The following is an 18,279-nucleotide window of genomic DNA, read 5'->3' on the forward strand; positions in this document are numbered from 1 at the left end:
CCCTGAGCTGCGCGGATCTCGGCGTGAGCGGGCGCTTCGGGGCCTCTCGTAGCCAGAAGGACCGAAGGGTCCAACGACGCAGGGGGCACCGCGGAGCGGATGACGGTCAAGGGCCCTTCGGTCCTTCCGGCTACGTCGCGCCCGCATCAGCCGGCCACCCGAGGCTCGACATGAGCGCATGCCCCCTCCATGGGGAGCGTGCCCATGCATCCGGCCCAGCCGCACAAGCACCTCCACGCAGGAGATCGATTGCCGCCGCCGCAGCCTCAGTAGGTGCCGAGGTACTTCTTCGGCGTGCCGGGCGGGGGCAGCCGCTGCACCTGCACCGAGCCCATCACCGCCACTCCCTGCACGCGTACGACGGGCGAGTCGGGACCGAGGTCGGCCGGCACCTTGTCCTTGCCCTGGCCGTAGTCGCCCATCACCGGCGTGCCGTCGACGACGACGTGCACGTGGGCAGGCACCACGACCTTCACCTCGCCCATCACCGCGCTGGCCTGGATCAGGGTCTCGTGGCTCTCGAGCACCGCCTCGCGCAGGTCGATCAGGACGCTGCCCATCAACGCGAACGCCGTGTGCTGCGCCGGCACCCGCCACACGCCCTGGCGCTTGCACTCGCCCATGATCGAGCGCGACGACAGGTGCTCGGGCGCCGGCGGCGGGGTGCCGCCCGGGCGGGGCACGGGTTTGTGCGGCGCCGGCTCGACGGCGGGCTGCAGGTCGTGCGTGATCGGCACCAGGTCGGCGTACGTCTTGGCCGCCCAGGTGAGGTCGAGGCGCTCCTCCAGCTCGTCGAGGTCGAGCCGGCCCTCGCCGGCCGCGACGCGCAGCACCTCCGCGACCCGCTCCCGGTCGGCGTGCGACACCCGCATCGACAACGGGTCGGGCGCGCGTCCCTCCATCTCTCCCATGCCCGCAGGTTAGTGCCGGAGCGCGCGGCGTACCCTGGGCGCTCGTGAGCGAAGCCGAGTTCCGTTACTCCGACCTGCTGCCCACCGGCAAGGACGACACGCCCTACCGGTTGGTCACCACCGAGGGCGTCTCGACCGTCGACGTCGACGGCCAGACCTTCCTCAAGGTCAGCCCGGAGGCGATCCAGCGCCTGACCGCCGAGGCGATGCACGACATCGCCCACTACCTGCGCCCGGCCCACCTGGCCCAGCTGCGCAAGATCATCGACGACCCCGAGGCGTCGGGCAACGACCGGTTCGTGGCCACCGACCTGCTCAAGAACGTCAACATCTCCGCCGGCGGCGTGCTGCCGATGTGCCAGGACACCGGCACCGCGATCGTGATGGGCAAGAAGTCCGAGGGCGTGCTGACCGGCATCGACGACGGCGAGGCGATCAGCCGCGGCGTCCACGAGGCCTACACCAAGCTCAACCTGCGCTACTCGCAGCTCGCGCCGCTGACGACGTACGACGAGAAGAACACCGGCACCAACCTGCCGGCCCAGATCGAGATCTACTCCACGCCCCAGACCTCGGGGAAGCCCGAGTACAAGTTCCTCTTCATGGCCAAGGGCGGCGGGTCGGCCAACAAGTCGTTCCTGTTCCAGGAGACCAAGGCGATCCTCAACCCGAAGCGGATGCTGAGCTTCCTCGACGAGAAGATCCGCTCGCTCGGCACGGCCGCCTGCCCGCCGTACCACCTGGCCGTGGTCATCGGCGGCACCAGCGCGGAGTTCGCGCTCAAGACCGCCAAGTACGCCTCGGCGCACTACCTCGACAACCTGCCCACCGAGGGCTCGATGGACGCCCACGGCTTCCGCGACCTCGAGCTGGAGGAGCAGGTCTTCGAGCTGACCCAGTCGTTCGGCATCGGCGCCCAGTTCGGAGGCAAGTACTTCTGCCACGACGTGCGGGTCGTGCGGCTGCCGCGCCACGGCGCGTCGTGCCCGGTGGCGATCGCCGTCTCGTGCTCGGCCGACCGGCAGGCGCTGGGCAAGATCACCCCCGAGGGCGTCTTCCTCGAGCAGCTCGAGACCGACCCTGCGCACTACCTGCCCGAGACCACCGACGAGGCCCTGCAGGCCGAGGCCGACGTGGTGCGCATCGACCTCAACCAGCCGATGGCCGACATCCTGGCCGAGCTCACTAAGCACCCGGTCAAGACCCGGCTCTCCCTGACCGGACCGCTGGTCGTGGCCCGCGACATCGCGCACGCCAAGATCCAGGAGCGTCTCGACGCCGGCCAGGGCATGCCGGAGTACCTCAAGGACCACGCCGTCTACTACGCCGGCCCGGCCAAGACTCCCGAGGGCTACGCGTCCGGGTCGTTCGGGCCGACCACCGCTGGCCGGATGGACTCCTATGTGAAGTCCTTCCAGGCCGAGGGCGGCTCGATGGTGATGCTCGCCAAGGGCAACCGCTCCAAGCAGGTCACCGAGTCGTGCGACGAGCACGGCGGCTTCTACCTCGGCTCGATCGGCGGGCCCGCCGCGCGCCTGGCCCAGGACTGCATCAAGTCGGTCGAGGTGCTGGAGTACCCCGAGCTCGGCATGGAGGCGGTCTGGAAGATCGAGGTGGAGGACTTCCCCGCCTTCATCGTCGTCGACGACAAGGGCAACGACTTCTTCACCGACCCCGGTGGCGCGGTGACAGTGCCGATCTCCGGCATCCGGGTGCGCTCGGCCGAGTAGCGCGAGCCGGCCGGTTCGAACCGGCCGACTCGCGAGCCGGCTGGTTCACACCAGCCGGCTCGGGTCAGTTCTCGTTGGAGCCGCTGCGGGCGTTGGGGCCGGTGGGGCCCTCGTCGACCCTCCCGCTCTCGCCGTCGGGCTGACCGGCGACCGCCTGGTCGTCGGAGATCTCCTCCCCGGCCGAGTCCATGCTCTGGATTTCCGAGACCTGGCCGCCCTCGGCCTCGCCGGCCTCGTCGGTGTCGCGCTGCTTGTCGCGCTTGCGCTCCTGCTCGCGCTCGTGCTGGCCCTGGCTCACAGGTCCTCCTCGTGTGGGTGTCACCTCGACGCTAGCCAGGTGGTCCCAGGACCAGCCTCACCCCCACGGCGGGCGTGACCCTGCCGCCCGGTCGGGCAGGATGCGTGCGTGGACCACGTGGAGATCGCCCGGGCCGAGACCGAGCGCGGAGAACTGGTGCTCAGCGAGCGCCGGGACGAGAACGCCCCGGCCGCGCTCGAGCTGCGCGTCAACGGCGTCTTCGTGATGGACACCGTCGAGGTCGCCACCGAGCGCGCCCTGGCCTCCGCGGCGCTCGCCGTCGTGGACGAGCCACGGGCTGTGGTGGTCGGCGGGCTCGGGCTGGGCTACACGATGCACGAGGTGCTCGCCGACTCGCGGGTCGAGAAGTGCGCGGTGGTCGAGATCGAGGAGTCGCTGGTCGGCTGGATGCGCGACGGCACCGTCCCGCACGGCCCCGCACTGCTCGCCGACGAGCGCGTCACCGTCGTGGCGGCCGACATCGCGGTGGCGATGGCCGAGGCCCGCCCCGAGACCTACGACCTGGTGCTGCTCGACGTCGACAACGGCCCCGGCTACCTGGTGCACGAAGGCAACGCCCGGCTCTACGAGCGCGCGTTCCTGCGCACCGTGCGGGCCGCCCTGCGTCCCGGTGGTGCGCTGGTGGTGTGGTCGGCGGCGGAGGCCCCCGAGCTCGAGTCGGCGCTGGGCTCGGTCTTCGACGAGGTCGACGTACGCCGCCACGACGTGCGGCTGCAGGACCGCGACGAGCAGTACCTGCTCTACGTCGCCCGCCCGACCCAGGACCCGGCCCAGGACCCGGTCTAGGACCCGGGCCGGGGTGCGCCGGGCGGCGCGGGGTCGGCCGGGTCGTGCCCCTCGAGCTGTTCGTGGTCGCGCTGGCGCACCGCGATCCTGATCTGCTCGAGGTTGTTGCGCAGCAGGTCGGAGACCAGCTCGTCGGTGCGCGGGTCGGACAGCATCTCGATCATCACGCGCAGCGTGGTCTCGGTGACCTCGGAGACGATGGTGTCGTAGCCGGGCAGCCGCGAGACCAGGCGCGCGTTGGGGTCCTCGCGGACCTTCTCGGCCACCAGCGCCTTGAGCTCGTCGTGGTTCTCGATCAGCGCGTCGGAGATGTTCTTGGTGTAGTGGCCGGTGCGCATCACCGCGGCCACCTCGTCGAGCACCGTGATCGTCAGCGGCCGCTTGATCAGCTCGAGGCCCTTGAACGCCAGCCGGCTGGCCAGCCGCAGCACCCACGGCCGCCGCATCCCCATCCGCACCAGCAGTGCGCCCAGGAGCGCCGCCAGCACCGAGCCGCCGAGCAGCACGGCCACCACGAGCAGCAGCACCTGGAGCGTGCTGAGGTCCTCCAGCCACTGCGTCATCGTCGGCCCTTCCTCACCCGTGGTCGCGTCGAGCAGGCCCACCGTAGCGGTGAGGCGCCGCCCCTCAGGCAGTCGCTAGCGTGGCCGCATGAGCGAGCACGCTGAGAGCCAGGCCGGCCGCGAGGTCCGCGTCGAGCACGACTCGATGGGCGAGGTGGAGGTGCCCCGCGACGCGCTGTGGCGCGCCCAGACGCAGCGGGCGGTGCAGAACTTCCCGATCAGCGGCACCCCGATCGAGCCGGCGCTGGTGCACGCCATCGGCCAGGTCAAGGCCGCCGCGGCGACGGTGAACGGCGAGCTGGGCATCCTGGAGCCTGCCCAGGCCGAGGCCGTGACCCGCGCGGCCCAGGAGGTCGCGGCCGGCGAGCACGACGACGCCTTCCCCGTCGACGTCTTCCAGACCGGGTCGGGCACGTCGTCCAACATGAACGCCAACGAGGTGATCGCCTCCCTCGCGGCCCGCGCCGGCACCGAGGTGCACCCCAACGACCACGTCAACGCCAGTCAGTCGAGCAACGACACGTTCCCCACCGCCATCCACGTGGCAGCGACGCTGGCCGTCGTCGACGACCTGCTGCCCGCCCTCGACACGCTGGCCGGCTCCCTCGAGGCGAAGGCCGAGGAGTTCGCCGGCCTGGTGAAGTCGGGCCGCACGCACCTGATGGACGCCACCCCGGTGATGCTCGGCCAGGAGATGGGCGGGTACGCCGCCACCGTGCGCTACGCCGCCGAGCGGCTGGAGGCCGTGCTCCCCCGGGTCCGGGAGCTGCCCCTGGGCGGCACCGCCGTCGGCACCGGCATCAACACCCCCGCGGGCTTCGCCGCCCGCGTGATCGAGGTGCTCGGCGAGCGCACCGGCCAGCCGTTCACCGAGGCCCGCAACCACTTCGAGGCGCAGGGCACCCGCGACTCGCTCGTCGAGCTCAGCGGCGCGCTCAAGACGTACGCCGTCGGCCTGACCAAGATCTGCAACGACCTGCGCTGGATGGCCTCGGGCCCCACCACGGGGTTGGCCGAGATCCACCTGCCCGACCTGCAGCCGGGGTCGAGCATCATGCCGGGCAAGGTCAACCCGGTGCTGCCCGAGGCGACGCTGATGGTCTGCTTCCAGGTCGTCGGCAACGACGCCGCGGTGACCGCGGCCGGGGCCAGCGGCTCCTTCGAGCTCAACGTCGCGATGCCGGTCATCGCCCGCAACGTGCTGGAGTCGGTGCGGCTGCTGGCCGCCTCCTCGCGGGTGCTCGCCGAGCGCACCGTCGACGGCATCACCGCCGACGCCGAGCGGATGCGCACCTACGCCGAGTCCTCACCCTCGGTGGTCACCCCGCTCAACAAGCACATCGGCTACGAGGAGGCCGCCAAGGTCGCCAAGGCGGCGCTGGCCGAGGGCCGCACCATCCGCGAGCAGGTGCTGGCGATGGGCTACGTCGAGCGGGGCGACCTCACCGAGGGGCAGCTCGACGCCGCCCTCGACGTGGAGAGCATGACCCACCCCTGAGCGGCTACTCGGGGCCGACGACGAAGAAGGCCACGCCGCCGACGGGGCTCGTGGGCTCCGCGTCGGGCTCGGCGAGCGGCACGCAGGAGTAGCCGCTCGCGCCCAGCCGGGGGTCGAGCTCGACGCACGCCGAGAGCGGCTCGTCGCGCGAGGCCGGGTCGGCGAGGAGGTAGGTGCCCGCGTCGGGCAGGTCGACGGGCGGGTCCTCGAGGAAGGCGTCCGCGACCTCGGCCAGCGGCGCGGGCCCGCCGCGGCCGGCGTCGGCCTCCTCCACCCGGTCGTCCAGGGCCGCTGCGAGGTCCGGGAGCACGGCCTCGGCCCGCTGCCGGTCCACCCGGTCGAGCCCGACCACCCCGCCGAGGCCGAGGGCGAGCAGGAGGAGGCTGCCCAGGACCAGGGCGAGCCGGTGCCGGCGGCGCCGCCGGGCCCGTTCGCGGGGGTCGTTGCCGACGTCGTACCCCTGCGCGGCCAGGTCGGCGAGCTTCTCGTCCACGCCGCCACACTCTCACGCCGGCGCGGCCCCGAGGCTCAACGCAGCGCGACCGGGTCGCCCTCGTAGCGCTGCAGGGCAGCGCGCACCTCGTCGTTCATCGGCCACGACGCCTGCGTGGCGTGGTCCCACAGCACCACCGTGGTGGCGGCGACCAGGGCCGGGCCGTGGTCGGCGCGGACCCGCATCTCGGTGGCCACGGTGAAGGAGGAGCCGCCCACGCGCTGCACCCACAGCCGTAGCAGGAACGGCTGGAAGGCCACGTAGCGCATCTCGGCGTGGTAGTCGACGCGCTGCGAGCCCACCAGCTCGACGACACCGTCGGGCAGGGCGCCCAGCAGGCCGGGGCGGCGCCCGACGGGCGGCTGCAGCTCGGCGTGGGCGTGGAAGAGGATGCGCGCCTCGTCGAGGATCCGGATCGCCTCGACGTTGTCGACGTGGCCGCCGAGGTTGATGTCGCGCAGCCGGGCCTGGATCTCGCACTCGAAGACGTCGCTCACGCGGGCATCCTCGCAGCCGGGCGGATCAGTACCAGTTGTTGGCCTGCTTGAAGGACCAGGCGCTGCACGGCGAGCCGTAGGAGTCCTGGATGTAGCCCAGGCCCCAGCGGATCTGGCTCTCGGCGGAGGTCATGTAGTCGGCCGGCAGGTCGTGCAGCTGCGTCAGCGCCTGCGGGATGCCGTAGGCCGAGGAGGTCGGGTTGTCGGCGTCGACCTCCCAGTCGCTCTCGCTGACCCACAGGGAGTCGAGGCAGCCGAACTGGTCGGCGGAGAAGCCGTAGTCGTCGAGCAGGGCCCGGCCGATCTCGCGCGGGTCGGCGTCGGCCAGCCGCTCGGACTGGGTCATCGCCTGGCCGTCGTCGGTCGAGAGCGCGGCCTTCTTGGCCGGGTCGGCCTTCTCGCGCCGGTCGGTGCGGGAGACGACCGCGTCGTCGCGGCCCTCCAGCGCCGACTCGCGCTCGGCCGCCGAGACGACCTCGGCGGCCAGCGGCACGATCGAGGCGGGCGACTCGGCGCCGGCGGTGGTGGCCGGGCCACCCATGACCCCGCCGGTGACCGCGGCCCCGGTCGCCCCGACCGCCAGCGTCGACATCACGACGGTGGAGCGCAGGGCAGCGCGGGGCGCGGCGCTGGCACGGTGGGTCTTGGGGGCGGCGTGCTTGCCGACGTACTTGGGGTTCTTCGACACAGGGGATGGCTCGCGATGCTCGAGGACAGGACGCGGCGCCCATCGCGAGCGACGGGGGCCGTCGTGACCTGCTGGGGGAAGGACGAGGTCACGAAACGATCACGGGCCACTGTGCAGGAGGCGGCGTGCGCACGCAAACCGGACGGGCCGACCGGTGGGGCATGTCTCGACCGGACGCGCCCCACCGGTCTCTGCTGTCCCATGAGGCCACAGCAGTCTCAGGAGTCAGAGCGTGACGTTCTCCAGCATCTCGGTGACCAGGGCCGCGATGGGCGAGCGCTCGGAACGGGTCAGCGTGACGTGCGCGAAGAGCGGGTGGCCCTTGAGCTTGTCGATCACCGCCACCACGCCGTCGTGCCGGCCCACCCGCAGGTTGTCGCGCTGCGCCACGTCATGGGTCAGCACCACCTTGGAGTTGGCCCCGATGCGCGAGAGCACCGTGAGCAGCACGTTGCGCTCCAGCGACTGCGCCTCGTCGACGATCACGAACGCGTCGTGCAGCGAGCGCCCGCGGATGTGGGTCAGCGGCAGCACCTCGAGCATCCCGCGGTCGAGGATCTCGTCGACCACCTCGCGCGAGGTCATCGCGCCGAGCGTGTCGAAGACGGCCTGCCCCCAGGGCGACATCTTCTCCGACTCCGAGCCGGGCAGGTAGCCGAGCTCCTGACCGCCGACGGCGAAGAGCGGTCTGAAGACGACGACCTTCTGGTGCTGGCGACGCTCGAGGACCGCCTCCAGCCCGGCGCACAGTGCCATCGCCGACTTGCCGGTGCCGGCGCGCCCGCCCAGCGACACGATCCCGACGTCGGGGTCCAGCAGCAGCTCGAGGGCGACCCGCTGCTCGGCCGAGCGGCCGTGGATGCCGAAGGCCTCGCGGTCGCCCCGCACCAGGTGCACCCGCTTGTCGGGGCCGACCCGGCCCAGCGCGGTCCCGCGCTCCGAGAGCATCACCAGGCCCTGGTGGCAGGGCAGGTCTCGCGCCTCGTCGAGGTCGATCACGCCCTCGTCGTACAGCGTGTCGATCTCGGCGGCCGGCACGTCGATCTCGGCCATGCCCGAGTAGCCGGTGTCGGACTCCGAGATCGCCTCGCCGCGGTACTCCTGGGCGTCGAGGCCCACCGCGGAGGCCTTGATGCGCAGTGGCAGGTCCTTGGAGACGAGCGTGACGTCGGCGCCCTCGTCGGCCAGGTTCTTGGCCACCGCGAGGATGCGCGTGTCGTTGTCGCCGAGGCGGAAGCCGGAGGGCAGCGCCGTCGGGTCGGTGTGGTTGAGCTCGACGCGCACGCTGCCGCCCTGCTCCCCCACCGGCACCGGTGTGTCCAGGCGCCCGTGGCTGACCCGGAGCTCGTCGAGACCGCGCAGCGCGGCTCGGGCGAAGTAGCCGAGCTCGGGGTGGTGGCGCTTGCCCTCGAGCTCGGTGATGACGACGACGGGCAGCACGACCTCGTGCTCCGCGAAGCGCTTGAGCGCCCCCGGGTCGGCCAGCAGGACGCTGGTGTCGAGGACGTAGGTGCGCGTGGTGTGAAGCGACTGCGGCTGCTGCGACGTGACCTTGGTCGGCACGGTTCACCCCTCACGGGTCGCGGCGCGCACTCGTCGCCCCGGCCCTAGTACCTGATCTCGGACCGGGAGGGGACCCGACAGCGGGAGTGCCCGCCTCCGTCCGCGCGCCAGGGGCGAACCTGCCGTGCGGTGCAGTCGTGAGTGCTCACGATCGGGCCTCCAGGTGCGGCGAGCTTCCCCACTCGCCGTTGCCACGAAAGTACGCCTGCGCGGCGGCGTACCGAAGCAACACGCCGAGAATGGGTGTGGAGCGAGCGGTGAACACCCGGCGTCGGTCGACCCAGCGAGGGCCCCATCGTTGGTCGAGCAGCGAGGGCCGAAGGCTCGAGCGACGCCGAGACCCCGTGAGCCCATGGCGTACGGCGAGCACGTCAGCCACCGGGTCTCGGCGACGCTCCTCGCTGGCGCTCGTCACTGCTCGACCAACGAAAGGCCCCATCGTTGGTCGAGCAGCGAGGGCCGAAGGCTCGAGCGACGCCGAGACCCCGTGAGCCCATGGCGTAAGGCGAGCACGGAGGTCACCGGGTCTCGACGACGCTCCTCGCTGGCGCTCGTCACTGCTCGACCACCGGAGGCGACGCTCCTCGCTGGCGCTCGTCGCTGCTCGACCAACGACGGGTCAGGTGCCGTGGCGGCGCTCGCGCAGGGCGTAGGCCCGGATCGCGCGCAGAAAGTCGACGCGGCGGAAGTCGGGCCAGTAGGCCTCGCAGAAGTAGAACTCCGAGCGCGCGCTCTGCCAGAGCAGGAAGCCGCCGAGGCGCTGCTCGCCGCTGGTGCGGATCACCAGGTCGGGGTCGGGCTGGCCGCGGGTGTAGAGGTGGGAGCCGATCATGTCGACGTCGACGACGGCGGCGAGCTCCTCCATCGAGGTGCCCTTCTCGGCGTGCTCGAGCAGCAGCGAGCGCACCGCGTCGGCGATCTCGCGACGCCCGCCGTAGGGCACGGCGATGTTGACGAGCATCCCGTCGACGTCGCGGGTGGCCTCCTGCGCGGCCTTGAGCCGCTCCGCGGTCTCGGCGGGCAGCAGGTCGAGCGCCCCGACGGGGTGCAGGCGCCAGCGCCGCTGGACCGCGAGCGAGTCGACGGCGTCGGCGATGATCTGCAGCAACGGCTCCAGCTCGCTGGCGGGGCGGTTGAGGTTGTCGGTCGAGAGCAGCCACAGCGTGACCACCTCGATGCCGACCTCGTCGCACCAGCCCAGCAGCGGCTCGATGTTGGCCGCCCCGGCCCGGTGGCCGTGGGCGGTGTCGTGCCCGACCGCGCGCGCCCAGCGGCGGTTGCCGTCGAGCATCACCCCGATGTGGCGCGGCAGGTTCTCGGGCAGTCGACGCAGCAGCCGAGCCTCGTACGCCGGGTAGAGCACCCGCCGCACGCCCCGCTTCCAGTCCGCCACCCGCTCAGGCTAAGGCCTGGACGCCGCGACCCGCGCCTGACACGTGATGTTTGCCCCAGCCTGCCGATCGAGCACCCCACCAGGCGGACTGGACCGGTAGGTTGTGACGGCATGAGCGCCCATCTCCCCGACTCGGTCCGTCACGGCGTGGATCACCTGCAGGAGTCGGTGCACCACAAGTTCGACGAGATCAAGCCCAAGCTGCGTGGCTGGCTGCACCTGGCCACCGCCCCGCTGACGCTGGTCGCCGGCATCGTGCTGGTCGCGCTCTCCCCCGACTCCACGACCCGCATCGGCTCCGCGGTCTTCACCGGCTCGGCGCTGCTGCTCTTCACGGTCTCCGCGATCTACCACACCGGCACCTGGTCGCCGCGCACCTGGGCGTTCCTGCGCCGCTTCGACCACTCCAACATCTTCGTGCTGATCGCCGGCTCCTACACCCCGCTCGCGCTGATCCTGCTGGAGGGCACCGAGCGGGTGGTGCTGCTGGCGACCGTGTGGACCTGTGCGGTGCTGGGCGTGCTCTTCCGGGTCTTCTGGACCGACGCCCCGCGCTGGCTCTACACCCCCATCTACATCGCCATGGGCTGGTCGGCGCTGTTCTTCATCCCCGGCTTCATCGACGGCGCGACCTCGCGGCTGGGCACCGGGATGGCCATCGGGGTGCTGGTGCTGATCGCCGCGGGCGGGGTGCTCTACACCCTCGGCGGCGCGGTCTACGGCTTCAAGTTCCCCGACCCCAGCCCGCGCTGGTTCGGCTTCCACGAGGTCTTCCACACCTTCACGATCCTCGCCTTCACCACCCACTACGTCGGCGTCTCGCTGGCGACGTACTCGCTGCGCTGAGCGGCCTCAGCGCAGCAGCGCGACCACCAGCACCACGCCGGCCGCCGCGACGACCAGCGCGGCCAGCGCGGCCGCGACCCGAGGCGCTCGCGCGACCAGCGCCTCCGCCGCCCAGGCCAGCGCGCTGAGCGCAGCCACCACGACGGTGACGTGCAGCAGGAACGCGAGGCCGGTGCCCAGCACCGCGCCGGCCACCCGGAAGCGGCCCCACGTGAGCGCCAGCAGCAGGGGCACCACCAGCGCCCCGGCCGCTCCGGCGACCAGCTCGGCGGCGAAGGAGCCCTCGGGGATCCACGGCGCACCCGGCGCCGCCGGGGCGCTGCGGTCGAGGACGTCCCAGGTGGCGCACCAGCCCAGCCACACGACCAGCAGCAGGCTGCCGAGCACCGCCAGCCGGTAGCGCCAGCGCCGCCACGCGGGCCACGGCTGGCCGCGCCCGAGCAGGGTCACCAGCGTCACCGCCGACCAGGCCAGCCAGCGGCGTACGACGCCGGTGCCGGTGTCGGCCATCGCGTCGCGGAAGACCCGGTCGGCCTCGACCCGGTCGACCACGTGCCCCTCGGCCGAGACGTACGCCGGCGCCCCGTCGTCGGCGGGCCCCACGAGCCCGTCGTGCACCAGCGCCGCGGGCAGGTGCGCCCCGGTGCGCGGCACCAGCCACGTCAGCACGGAGGGCACCGACGTCAGGTCGCTGGTGAAGCTGCCCAGGTCGGCCGGCACGAGGAGCTCACCCAGCCGGCGGTCGTCGTAGGCGACGCGGCGCAGCATCGCCCAGGTCTCCTGGCCGTCGGTGAAGCGGCGCTCGAGCAGCACCCGGGCCGGCGCGTCGGGGTCGGGCGGCTGGGTGGGGGTGCCGCCGTCGTGGAAGCGTCCGCACTGGCCGCCGACCGGGGGCCTCACCGCTCCACGCCCGCCTTCGCGCCCTCTCCCCCGGCGCCGGGCGAGGCCGACGCAGGCGCCGGGACCGGGCCCGTGGTCCCACGCACCACGAGCTCGGTGCCGAGCTCGACGTGGTCGCTGACGACCTCGTCGCTCTCCTGCGGGGCCATCAGCCGCAGCACGTGCCGGGCCGCCAGCCGCCCCTGCTCCAGGACCGGCTGCCGCACGGTGGTGAGGTCGAAGAGCGCCGCCATCTCGTGGTCGTCGACGCCGACCACCGACAGGTCCTCCGGCACCCGGAGCCCCTTGCGGCGAGCCGCCCGCAGCACGCCGAAGGCCATCTCGTCGGAGGCGCAGAAGACCGCGGTGGGTCGTGGCGAGAGGGCCAGCAGCCGGTCCCCGGCGCTCGTCCCGCCCTCGAGCGTGAAGCCACCCTCGAGCTCGAGGTCGGGGTCCTGCTCGATCCCGGCGTCGCGCAGCGTGTCGCGGTAGCCGCGCGCCCGGGCGCGCGGCGTGGCCAGGCTCAGGCTCGCGTCGTTGAGCATCCCGACGTAGGCGATGCGGCGATGACCCAGCTCGAGCAGGTGCTCCACCGCGGTGCGCGCGACCAGCTCGTCGTCGACGCGGACGCTGGGCCACTGCGCGACCCGCGCTCCCACCGTCACCACCGGCATGCCCTGGTTGCTGAGCCAGTGCACCTCCTGGGGCGTGGGGCCCAGCCCGACGATGAGCATCGCGTCGACGCGCTTGGTCAGCAGGTGGGTGCCCAGCACCCGGCGCCGGGCCTCCTGGTCGTCGTCGAGGTTGTAGAGCAGCACGTCGTACCCGCGCTCGCGCAGCACCTGCTCGGCGCCGGAGATGACGGTGGCGAAGAACCAGCGGGTCACGAAGAGCACCACGATCGCCACGGTGCGGGTCTGGCCGCCGCTGGCCAGGCCGACGGCGTGCGGGGACGGCACGTAGCCCAGCCGCACGGCGGCCTCCATCACGCGGCGACGGGTGTCCTCGGAGACCCGGGGCAGCCCGCGCAGGGCGCGGGAGACGGTCGCCGTGGACACCCCGGTCTCCCGGGCCAGGTCGTGGATGCTGGTCATCTCGCTTCCTCTTTGTACCGGTCAACCACGTGGCTTACGGTGGGGACATGAGCACACCTTCGCGACTGCCGGACGGCTCCACCCTCGAGCTGGGCACGGCCACCGCGTCCTACCAGGTCGAGGGCGCGACGCACGAGGACGGCAGGGGCGCCTCGATCTGGGACACCTTCGCCGCGCGGCCCGGCACCATCAGCGACGCCAGCGACGGCACCACGGCCTGCGACTCCTACCACCGCTGGGCCGAGGACGCCGACCTCGTCGCCGGGCTCGGCGTGCAGTGGTACCGCTTCTCGATCGCCTGGCCCCGGGTGCTGCCCGAGGGCCGCGGCCGGGTCGAGACCCGCGGCCTCGACTACTACGACCGTCTCGTCGACGGCCTGCTCGAGCGCGGCGTCAAGCCGACCGCCACGCTCTACCACTGGGACCTGCCCCAGCCCCTCGAGGACGCCGGCGGCTGGCTCGAGCGCGGCACCGCCGAGGCGTTCGCCGACTACGCCGAGATCGTCCACGAACGCCTGGGCGACCGGGTCGGGCTGTGGGCCACCCACAACGAGCCGTGGTGCGCGGCCTACCTCGGCTACGCCGCCGGCGTGCACGCCCCGGGCCGTCGCGAGGGCGGCGCCGCCCACCGCGCCGCCCACCACCTGGTGCTGGGCCACGCGCTGGCCGCCGAGCGGATGCGCGCCGCGGGTGCCCGTGACGTCGGCATCGTGCTCAACCTGGCCCCGATCTGGCCCGAGCGCCCCGAGGCGGACGACGTCGCGGACGGCGTCGACGCGATCCGCAACCGGGTCTGGCTCGACCCCCTGGTCGACGGCGCGTACGACGACGGGCTGCTGCGGGTCGCCCCCGAGCTGGCCGACCCCGAGCTGGTCCGCGACGGCGACCTCGCCCTCATGCAGGGCTCGGCCGACTGGATCGGCATCAACTACTACACGCCGGTGCGCGTGGCCGAGGGCTCCGCGGACAGCGAGCACCCCGAGGGCGGGGCCTACCCCGGCGTGGCGCCCTTCGAGCTCGTCGAGCGCGACCCCCGCACCGACATCGGCTGGGAGATCGACGCCTCCGGGCTCGAGGAGCTGCTGGTCGAGACCCACCGACGCACCTCCCTGCCGCTGCTGGTGATGGAGAACGGCGCCGCCTGCGCCGACGACCGGGTCGAGGACGGCCGCGTCGCCGACCAGGACCGCATCGACTACCTGCGCGACCACCTCGCCGCCACCGACGCCGCCCGCGCGGCCGGCGCCGACGTCCGCGCCTACGTGGTCTGGACGCTGCTCGACAACTTCGAGTGGGCCTACGGCTACACCAAGACGTTCGGCCTCGTGCACATCGACCCCGCCGACCAGACGCGCACGCCCAAGGCGTCGTACGACTGGTTGGCCGGGGTCGCGCGCGAGCGCACCGAACCCTGAGGGCCCCCCTGCTCCCTCCCCCCGGAACGGGGGGAGGGTCATCCCTTCACGCTGCCGGCGAGCAGCCCGCGCACGAAGTAGCGCTGCAGTCCCAGGAACACCGCGAGCGGGATCACCAGGGAGACGAACGCGCCCGCGGAGAGCAGGTGCCAGTCCTCTCCTCGTTGACCCACCAGGTTGACCAGCTTGACGGTCAGTGGCGCGACATCCGGTCCGCTGAAGACCAGCGCGACCAGCAGGTCGTTCCACACCCACAGGAACTGGAAGATGCCGAACGCCGCGATCGCCGGCGCCATCAGCGGCAGCATGATCTTGGTGAAGATCTCGACGTGCCCGGCGCCGTCGACGCGCGCCGACTCGATGAGCTCGCCGGGGATCTCGCGCATGAAGTTGTGCAGCAGGAAGATCGCCAACGGCATCGCGAAGATCGCGTGCGAGAGCCACAGCTCGTAGAGCCCGCCCGCGGGCGCGTCGCGCCCGGCCAGCGGCCGCAGGTTGAAGGGCGGTGAGGTGTAGAGCGAGAGCAGCGGGATCAGGGTGACCTGGATCGGCACGATCTGCAGCGCGAACATCGCCACGAACAGCACGTCGCGACCCTTGAACTTCATCCACGCGAAGGCGTACGCCGCCAGCGTGGCCAGGGTGATCGGGATCAGCACCCCGGGGATCGTGATGACGATGGAGTTGACCAGGAACGTCACCAGGCTGGCGTCGCCCTCGCCGCCCAGCACCTCGCGGTAGTTGTCGAGGGTGAAGTTGGGGTCGGTGAAGGCGTTCCACCAGCCGTTGCCCTTCGCCTCGCGCTCGGGGCGGAAGGAGGAGACCAGCAGGCCGAAGGTCGGCAGCGTCCACAGCAGCGCGATCACCAGGCTGACGCCGGAGGCGGTCTTGCTGGTCAGGCCCTCGCGGGCCGCCCGGGAGGCCGACTTCTTGCCGGTCGTGGGGCCGGGGGTCTCCTTGACCATCGCCGGCTCGGGAGTGGGCGTGGTGGTCATCGTGCCTCCAGCTTCCGCATCTGACGGACGTTGTAGATGATGATCGGGCTCACGAGCGCGAAGATCACCACGGCCAGCGCCGCTGCCAGGCCCTGGTTGAGCGAGACGAAGTACTGGAAGTAGTACTCGTAGGCCAGCACGCTGGTGTCGAAGCGGCCGCCGGTCGAGGTCTGCACGATGTCGAAGACCTTCAGGGTGCCGATGCTGATGGTCGTCAGCACCACGATCAGCGAGGGCCGGATGCTGGGCACGGTGATGAAGAAGAACATCTTCAGCCCGCTCACGCCGTCGAGGCTCGCGGCCTCGACGATGTCGTCGGGGATCGCCTTGATCGAGGCCGACAGGATCGTCATGGCGAAACCGGCCTGGATCCAGATCAGGATCACGATCAGGAAGAGCGTGTTCCACGGCGAGTAGAACAAGAAGTTGTAGGTGTCGAAGCCCAGCGCCTTGAGGACGCCGTTGAGCAGGCCGATCTGGGTGTTCTCGGTGCCCTTGTACTCGTAGACGAACTTCCAGATGATCGACGCGCCCACCAGCGAGATCGCCATCGGCAGGAAGACCAGCGCCTTGGCGAGCTTCTCGAAGCGGGAGCGGTCGACCAGCACGGCGTAGACCAGGCCGATGAAGGTCGAGAGCGTCGGCACCAGCAGCACCCACAGCATGGTGTTGCGCAGCACGACCAGCAGACCGGAGTTGGTGAAGATGTCGATGTAGTTCTCGATGCCGACGAAGTTCTCGCCGTTGGCGCCGAAGAACGACTGGTAGGCGGTCTTCACGGCCGGGTAGAGCAGGCCGACGGCGACCAGGAACAGCGCCGGGCCGACGAAGGCGACGGCCTGGATGCGTTCACCGCGTCGCGACTTCAGTCGTTGGGTCAGCAGCAGGATGGCGGCCATCACACCGATGAACAGCGCGATGGCGATGACCATCTGGATGAGCTTCTCTGTCGTGGTCACGTCCTACCGCTCCCCTTCTTCCGTGCCCGGCTCGACGGCTCCCACCGCAGGTGGGGTGGTGCAGCTCGTACGCCGGGCCGGTGGGGCCGCAGGCCCTGCCGGCCCGGCGTACGAGCGAGGTGGATCAGTTGGGCCAGGACTCCTCGATGTTCTGCAGGGCGTCCTCGCTGTCGTCACCGGTGATCCAGGAGGTCATCTCCTTCCAGAACGAGCCGGCGCCGACGGCGCTGGGCATCAGGTCGGAGCCGTCGAAGCGGAAGACGGCCTCGGGGTCCTGGAAGGTCTCGGCGGACAGACGGTCGATCGGGCTGCCGAGCAGCTCGATGTCGAGACCGGTGTTGGCGCTGACCCAGCCGCCGCCCGGGGTGGCCTCGGCCTTCTCGTTGGCCCACACGTCGCTGGAGAGGTAGGTCTGGAAGGCCTGCACCTCGGGACGGTCGTCGAAGGCGACGGTGAACTCGCCACCGCCGAGCACCGGGCGCCCGTTGTCCTCGTTGGTCACCGGCAGGTAGAAGGCGAACACGTCGCCGTTCTCCGAGACGTCGGTGCCCTCGGGCCACTGGGCGGCGTAGAAGCTCGCCTGGCGGTGCAGCGCGCAGTTGCCGTCGATGATCGGCAGGCCGCCGTCCTGGAAGGTGGTGGTGGCGATGGAGTTGACGTCGCCGTGGCCGCCGTTGACGTAGTCGGAGTTCTTCAGGATGCCGCCGACGCGGTCGAGCGACTCCACGACCTGCGGGTCGTCGAAGGGGATCTCGTGGTTGACCCACTGGTCGTAGGTCTCGGGGCCGACGTCGCGCAGGAGGGCGTCCTCGAGCCAGTCGGTGAGCACCCAGCCGGTGCCCTCGCCGGACTCGATGCCCGCGCACCAGGGCTTCATGTCGCCCTTCTGGGCGATCTCGTCGGAGAGCTCGAGCATCTCGTCCCACGTCTCGGGGACCTCGTAGCCCTCCTTCTCGAACATCTTCGGGGAGTACCAGACGAACGACTTCACGTTGGCGCCGAGAGGAGCGGCGTAGAAGGTGTCGTCGACGCTGCCGTAGTTCTTCCAGTCCTCGCCCCAGAACTCGTCGACGTTCTCGGCGGTCGGCTCGGGCGCCGGCACGACCGAGCCGGTGTCGACCAGGGTGCCGAGCAGGCCCGGCTGCGGGACGTAGGCGATGTCGGGGGCGTTGCCGCCGCGCACGCGCACGATGAGCTGGGTCTCGAACTGGTTGGAGCCCTCGTAGGCGACCTCGGCCCCGGTGCACTCGGTGAACTTCTCGTACGACGCCTTGTGGGCGTCGGACTCGGGCTCGATGATCGAGGTGTAGACGTTGACCTCGGTGCCGCTGAGGTCGCCGAACTGGGTCAGGTCCTCGCAGCCCTCGACGCCCTCGCCGGGCGAGGTGCCCTCGGCGGTGTTCGTCTCGCTGGTGCTGGTGTCGCTGGCACAGCCAGCCAGGACGAGACCGGTGGCGGCCATGGCCGCGATCGTCGCGTGCCTGATGTTGCGTGAGCGCATCGGGGCTCCCTCTCTGTGACGTGCTCCGGACGGTGGTGCGTTACCGTCGATGCAAGCGTTTACGCAGTGCCGTCGTCAAGGAAAACCGGGTCACGACTCTGTAACGCAGGTCACACGGGGCGCCGGTGCGCCACTGGTCTGGACCAGTG

The 18,279-nt window shown here is 71.6% G+C and carries 18 protein-coding genes; 5 read left to right on the forward strand and 13 right to left on the reverse strand.

The window, feature by feature from the left end; translation table 11 throughout:
* Positions 1–266 precede the first annotated feature (266 nt).
* The gene (locus tag QWJ41_RS09705; RefSeq protein WP_302707694.1) at positions 267–911 is read right to left on the reverse strand and encodes a DUF1707 SHOCT-like domain-containing protein; all 645 of its coding nucleotides are present in this window, start codon (positions 909–911) and stop codon (positions 267–269) included.
* A gap of 44 nt (positions 912–955) precedes the next feature.
* On the opposite strand from QWJ41_RS09705, the gene QWJ41_RS09710 reads away from it, so the two are divergent.
* Positions 956–2,641, forward strand: coding sequence for a fumarate hydratase (locus QWJ41_RS09710; RefSeq protein WP_302707695.1), 1,686 nt, complete (start codon positions 956–958; stop codon positions 2,639–2,641).
* Between the two features lie 64 nt (positions 2,642–2,705).
* Here QWJ41_RS09710 and QWJ41_RS09715 read toward each other — a convergent pair whose 3' ends face one another.
* Positions 2,706–2,939 carry a hypothetical protein gene (locus QWJ41_RS09715; RefSeq protein WP_302707697.1) on the reverse strand — a complete coding sequence of 78 codons (234 nt, stop codon included), beginning with the start codon at positions 2,937–2,939 and terminating at the stop codon, positions 2,706–2,708.
* 108 nt (positions 2,940–3,047) lie between these two features.
* Between QWJ41_RS09715 and QWJ41_RS09720 the strand changes: the two genes are divergently transcribed.
* Positions 3,048–3,746 (forward strand): spermidine synthase, encoded by a 699-nt coding sequence (locus QWJ41_RS09720; RefSeq protein WP_302707699.1) that lies wholly within the window; start codon positions 3,048–3,050, stop codon positions 3,744–3,746.
* On the opposite strand, the gene QWJ41_RS09725 is transcribed toward QWJ41_RS09720, so the two are convergent.
* Positions 3,743–4,309 carry a hypothetical protein gene (locus QWJ41_RS09725; protein ID WP_302707701.1) on the reverse strand — a complete coding sequence of 189 codons (567 nt, stop codon included), beginning with the start codon at positions 4,307–4,309 and terminating at the stop codon, positions 3,743–3,745. The two genes, QWJ41_RS09720 and QWJ41_RS09725, sit on opposite strands and share 4 nt — an antisense overlap.
* Before the next feature lie 88 nt (positions 4,310–4,397).
* Here QWJ41_RS09725 and QWJ41_RS09730 point away from each other — a divergent pair, with 88 nt between their 5' ends.
* Positions 4,398–5,807 carry a class II fumarate hydratase gene (locus QWJ41_RS09730; protein ID WP_302707703.1) on the forward strand — a complete coding sequence of 470 codons (1,410 nt, stop codon included), beginning with the start codon at positions 4,398–4,400 and terminating at the stop codon, positions 5,805–5,807.
* Between the two features lie 4 nt (positions 5,808–5,811).
* Here QWJ41_RS09730 and QWJ41_RS09735 read toward each other — a convergent pair whose 3' ends face one another.
* The 5 genes from QWJ41_RS09735 to QWJ41_RS09755 form a co-directional block, all read right to left on the reverse strand.
* A complete protein-coding gene (locus QWJ41_RS09735) occupies positions 5,812–6,300 on the reverse strand; it encodes a hypothetical protein (protein WP_302707727.1) in 489 nt (162 codons plus the stop codon).
* Positions 6,301–6,335: 35 nt separating this feature from the next.
* The gene (locus QWJ41_RS09740; RefSeq protein WP_302707729.1) at positions 6,336–6,797 is read right to left on the reverse strand and encodes an acyl-CoA thioesterase; all 462 of its coding nucleotides are present in this window, start codon (positions 6,795–6,797) and stop codon (positions 6,336–6,338) included.
* 25 nt (positions 6,798–6,822) lie between these two features.
* A complete protein-coding gene (locus tag QWJ41_RS09745) occupies positions 6,823–7,485 on the reverse strand; it encodes an aggregation-promoting factor C-terminal-like domain-containing protein (protein WP_302707731.1) in 663 nt (220 codons plus the stop codon).
* 225 nt (positions 7,486–7,710) lie between these two features.
* Positions 7,711–9,048, reverse strand: a complete 1,338-nt coding sequence (phoH2, locus tag QWJ41_RS09750) for an RNA 5'-3' helicase PhoH2 (protein WP_302707733.1) — start codon at positions 9,046–9,048, stop codon at positions 7,711–7,713.
* A 619-nt stretch (positions 9,049–9,667) separates the two neighbouring features.
* Positions 9,668–10,441, reverse strand: a complete 774-nt coding sequence (locus tag QWJ41_RS09755; RefSeq protein ID WP_302707734.1) for an isoprenyl transferase — start codon at positions 10,439–10,441, stop codon at positions 9,668–9,670.
* 111 nt (positions 10,442–10,552) lie between these two features.
* On the opposite strand from QWJ41_RS09755, the gene trhA reads away from it, so the two are divergent.
* Positions 10,553–11,287, forward strand: coding sequence for a PAQR family membrane homeostasis protein TrhA (trhA, locus tag QWJ41_RS09760; RefSeq protein WP_302707736.1), 735 nt, complete (start codon positions 10,553–10,555; stop codon positions 11,285–11,287).
* A 6-nt stretch (positions 11,288–11,293) separates the two neighbouring features.
* Here trhA and QWJ41_RS09765 read toward each other — a convergent pair whose 3' ends face one another.
* A complete protein-coding gene (locus tag QWJ41_RS09765) occupies positions 11,294–12,187 on the reverse strand; it encodes a DUF1353 domain-containing protein (RefSeq protein WP_302707737.1) in 894 nt (297 codons plus the stop codon).
* The gene (locus QWJ41_RS09770; protein WP_302707739.1) at positions 12,184–13,260 is read right to left on the reverse strand and encodes a LacI family DNA-binding transcriptional regulator; all 1,077 of its coding nucleotides are present in this window, start codon (positions 13,258–13,260) and stop codon (positions 12,184–12,186) included. The genes QWJ41_RS09765 and QWJ41_RS09770 overlap by 4 nt, the downstream gene beginning before the upstream one ends.
* A 47-nt stretch (positions 13,261–13,307) precedes the next feature.
* Here QWJ41_RS09770 and QWJ41_RS09775 point away from each other — a divergent pair, with 47 nt between their 5' ends.
* Entirely contained in the window at positions 13,308–14,675 is a 1,368-nt protein-coding gene (locus QWJ41_RS09775; RefSeq protein ID WP_302707740.1) for a GH1 family beta-glucosidase, read from the forward strand.
* A 38-nt stretch (positions 14,676–14,713) separates the two neighbouring features.
* Here QWJ41_RS09775 and QWJ41_RS09780 read toward each other — a convergent pair whose 3' ends face one another.
* From QWJ41_RS09780 to QWJ41_RS09790, 3 genes are all read right to left on the reverse strand, one after another.
* A complete protein-coding gene (locus QWJ41_RS09780) occupies positions 14,714–15,670 on the reverse strand; it encodes a carbohydrate ABC transporter permease (RefSeq protein ID WP_302707742.1) in 957 nt (318 codons plus the stop codon).
* Positions 15,667–16,629, reverse strand: a complete 963-nt coding sequence (locus tag QWJ41_RS09785) for a carbohydrate ABC transporter permease (protein ID WP_302707744.1) — start codon at positions 16,627–16,629, stop codon at positions 15,667–15,669. The genes QWJ41_RS09780 and QWJ41_RS09785 overlap by 4 nt, the downstream gene beginning before the upstream one ends.
* 124 nt (positions 16,630–16,753) lie before the next feature.
* A complete protein-coding gene (locus tag QWJ41_RS09790; RefSeq protein ID WP_302707746.1) occupies positions 16,754–18,130 on the reverse strand; it encodes an ABC transporter substrate-binding protein in 1,377 nt (458 codons plus the stop codon).
* Between the last annotated feature and the right edge of the window lie 149 nt (positions 18,131–18,279).

It is taken from the genome of Nocardioides cremeus (genome assembly GCF_030518195.1).
GTDB classification, from domain to species: domain Bacteria; phylum Actinomycetota; class Actinomycetes; order Propionibacteriales; family Nocardioidaceae; genus Nocardioides; species Nocardioides cremeus.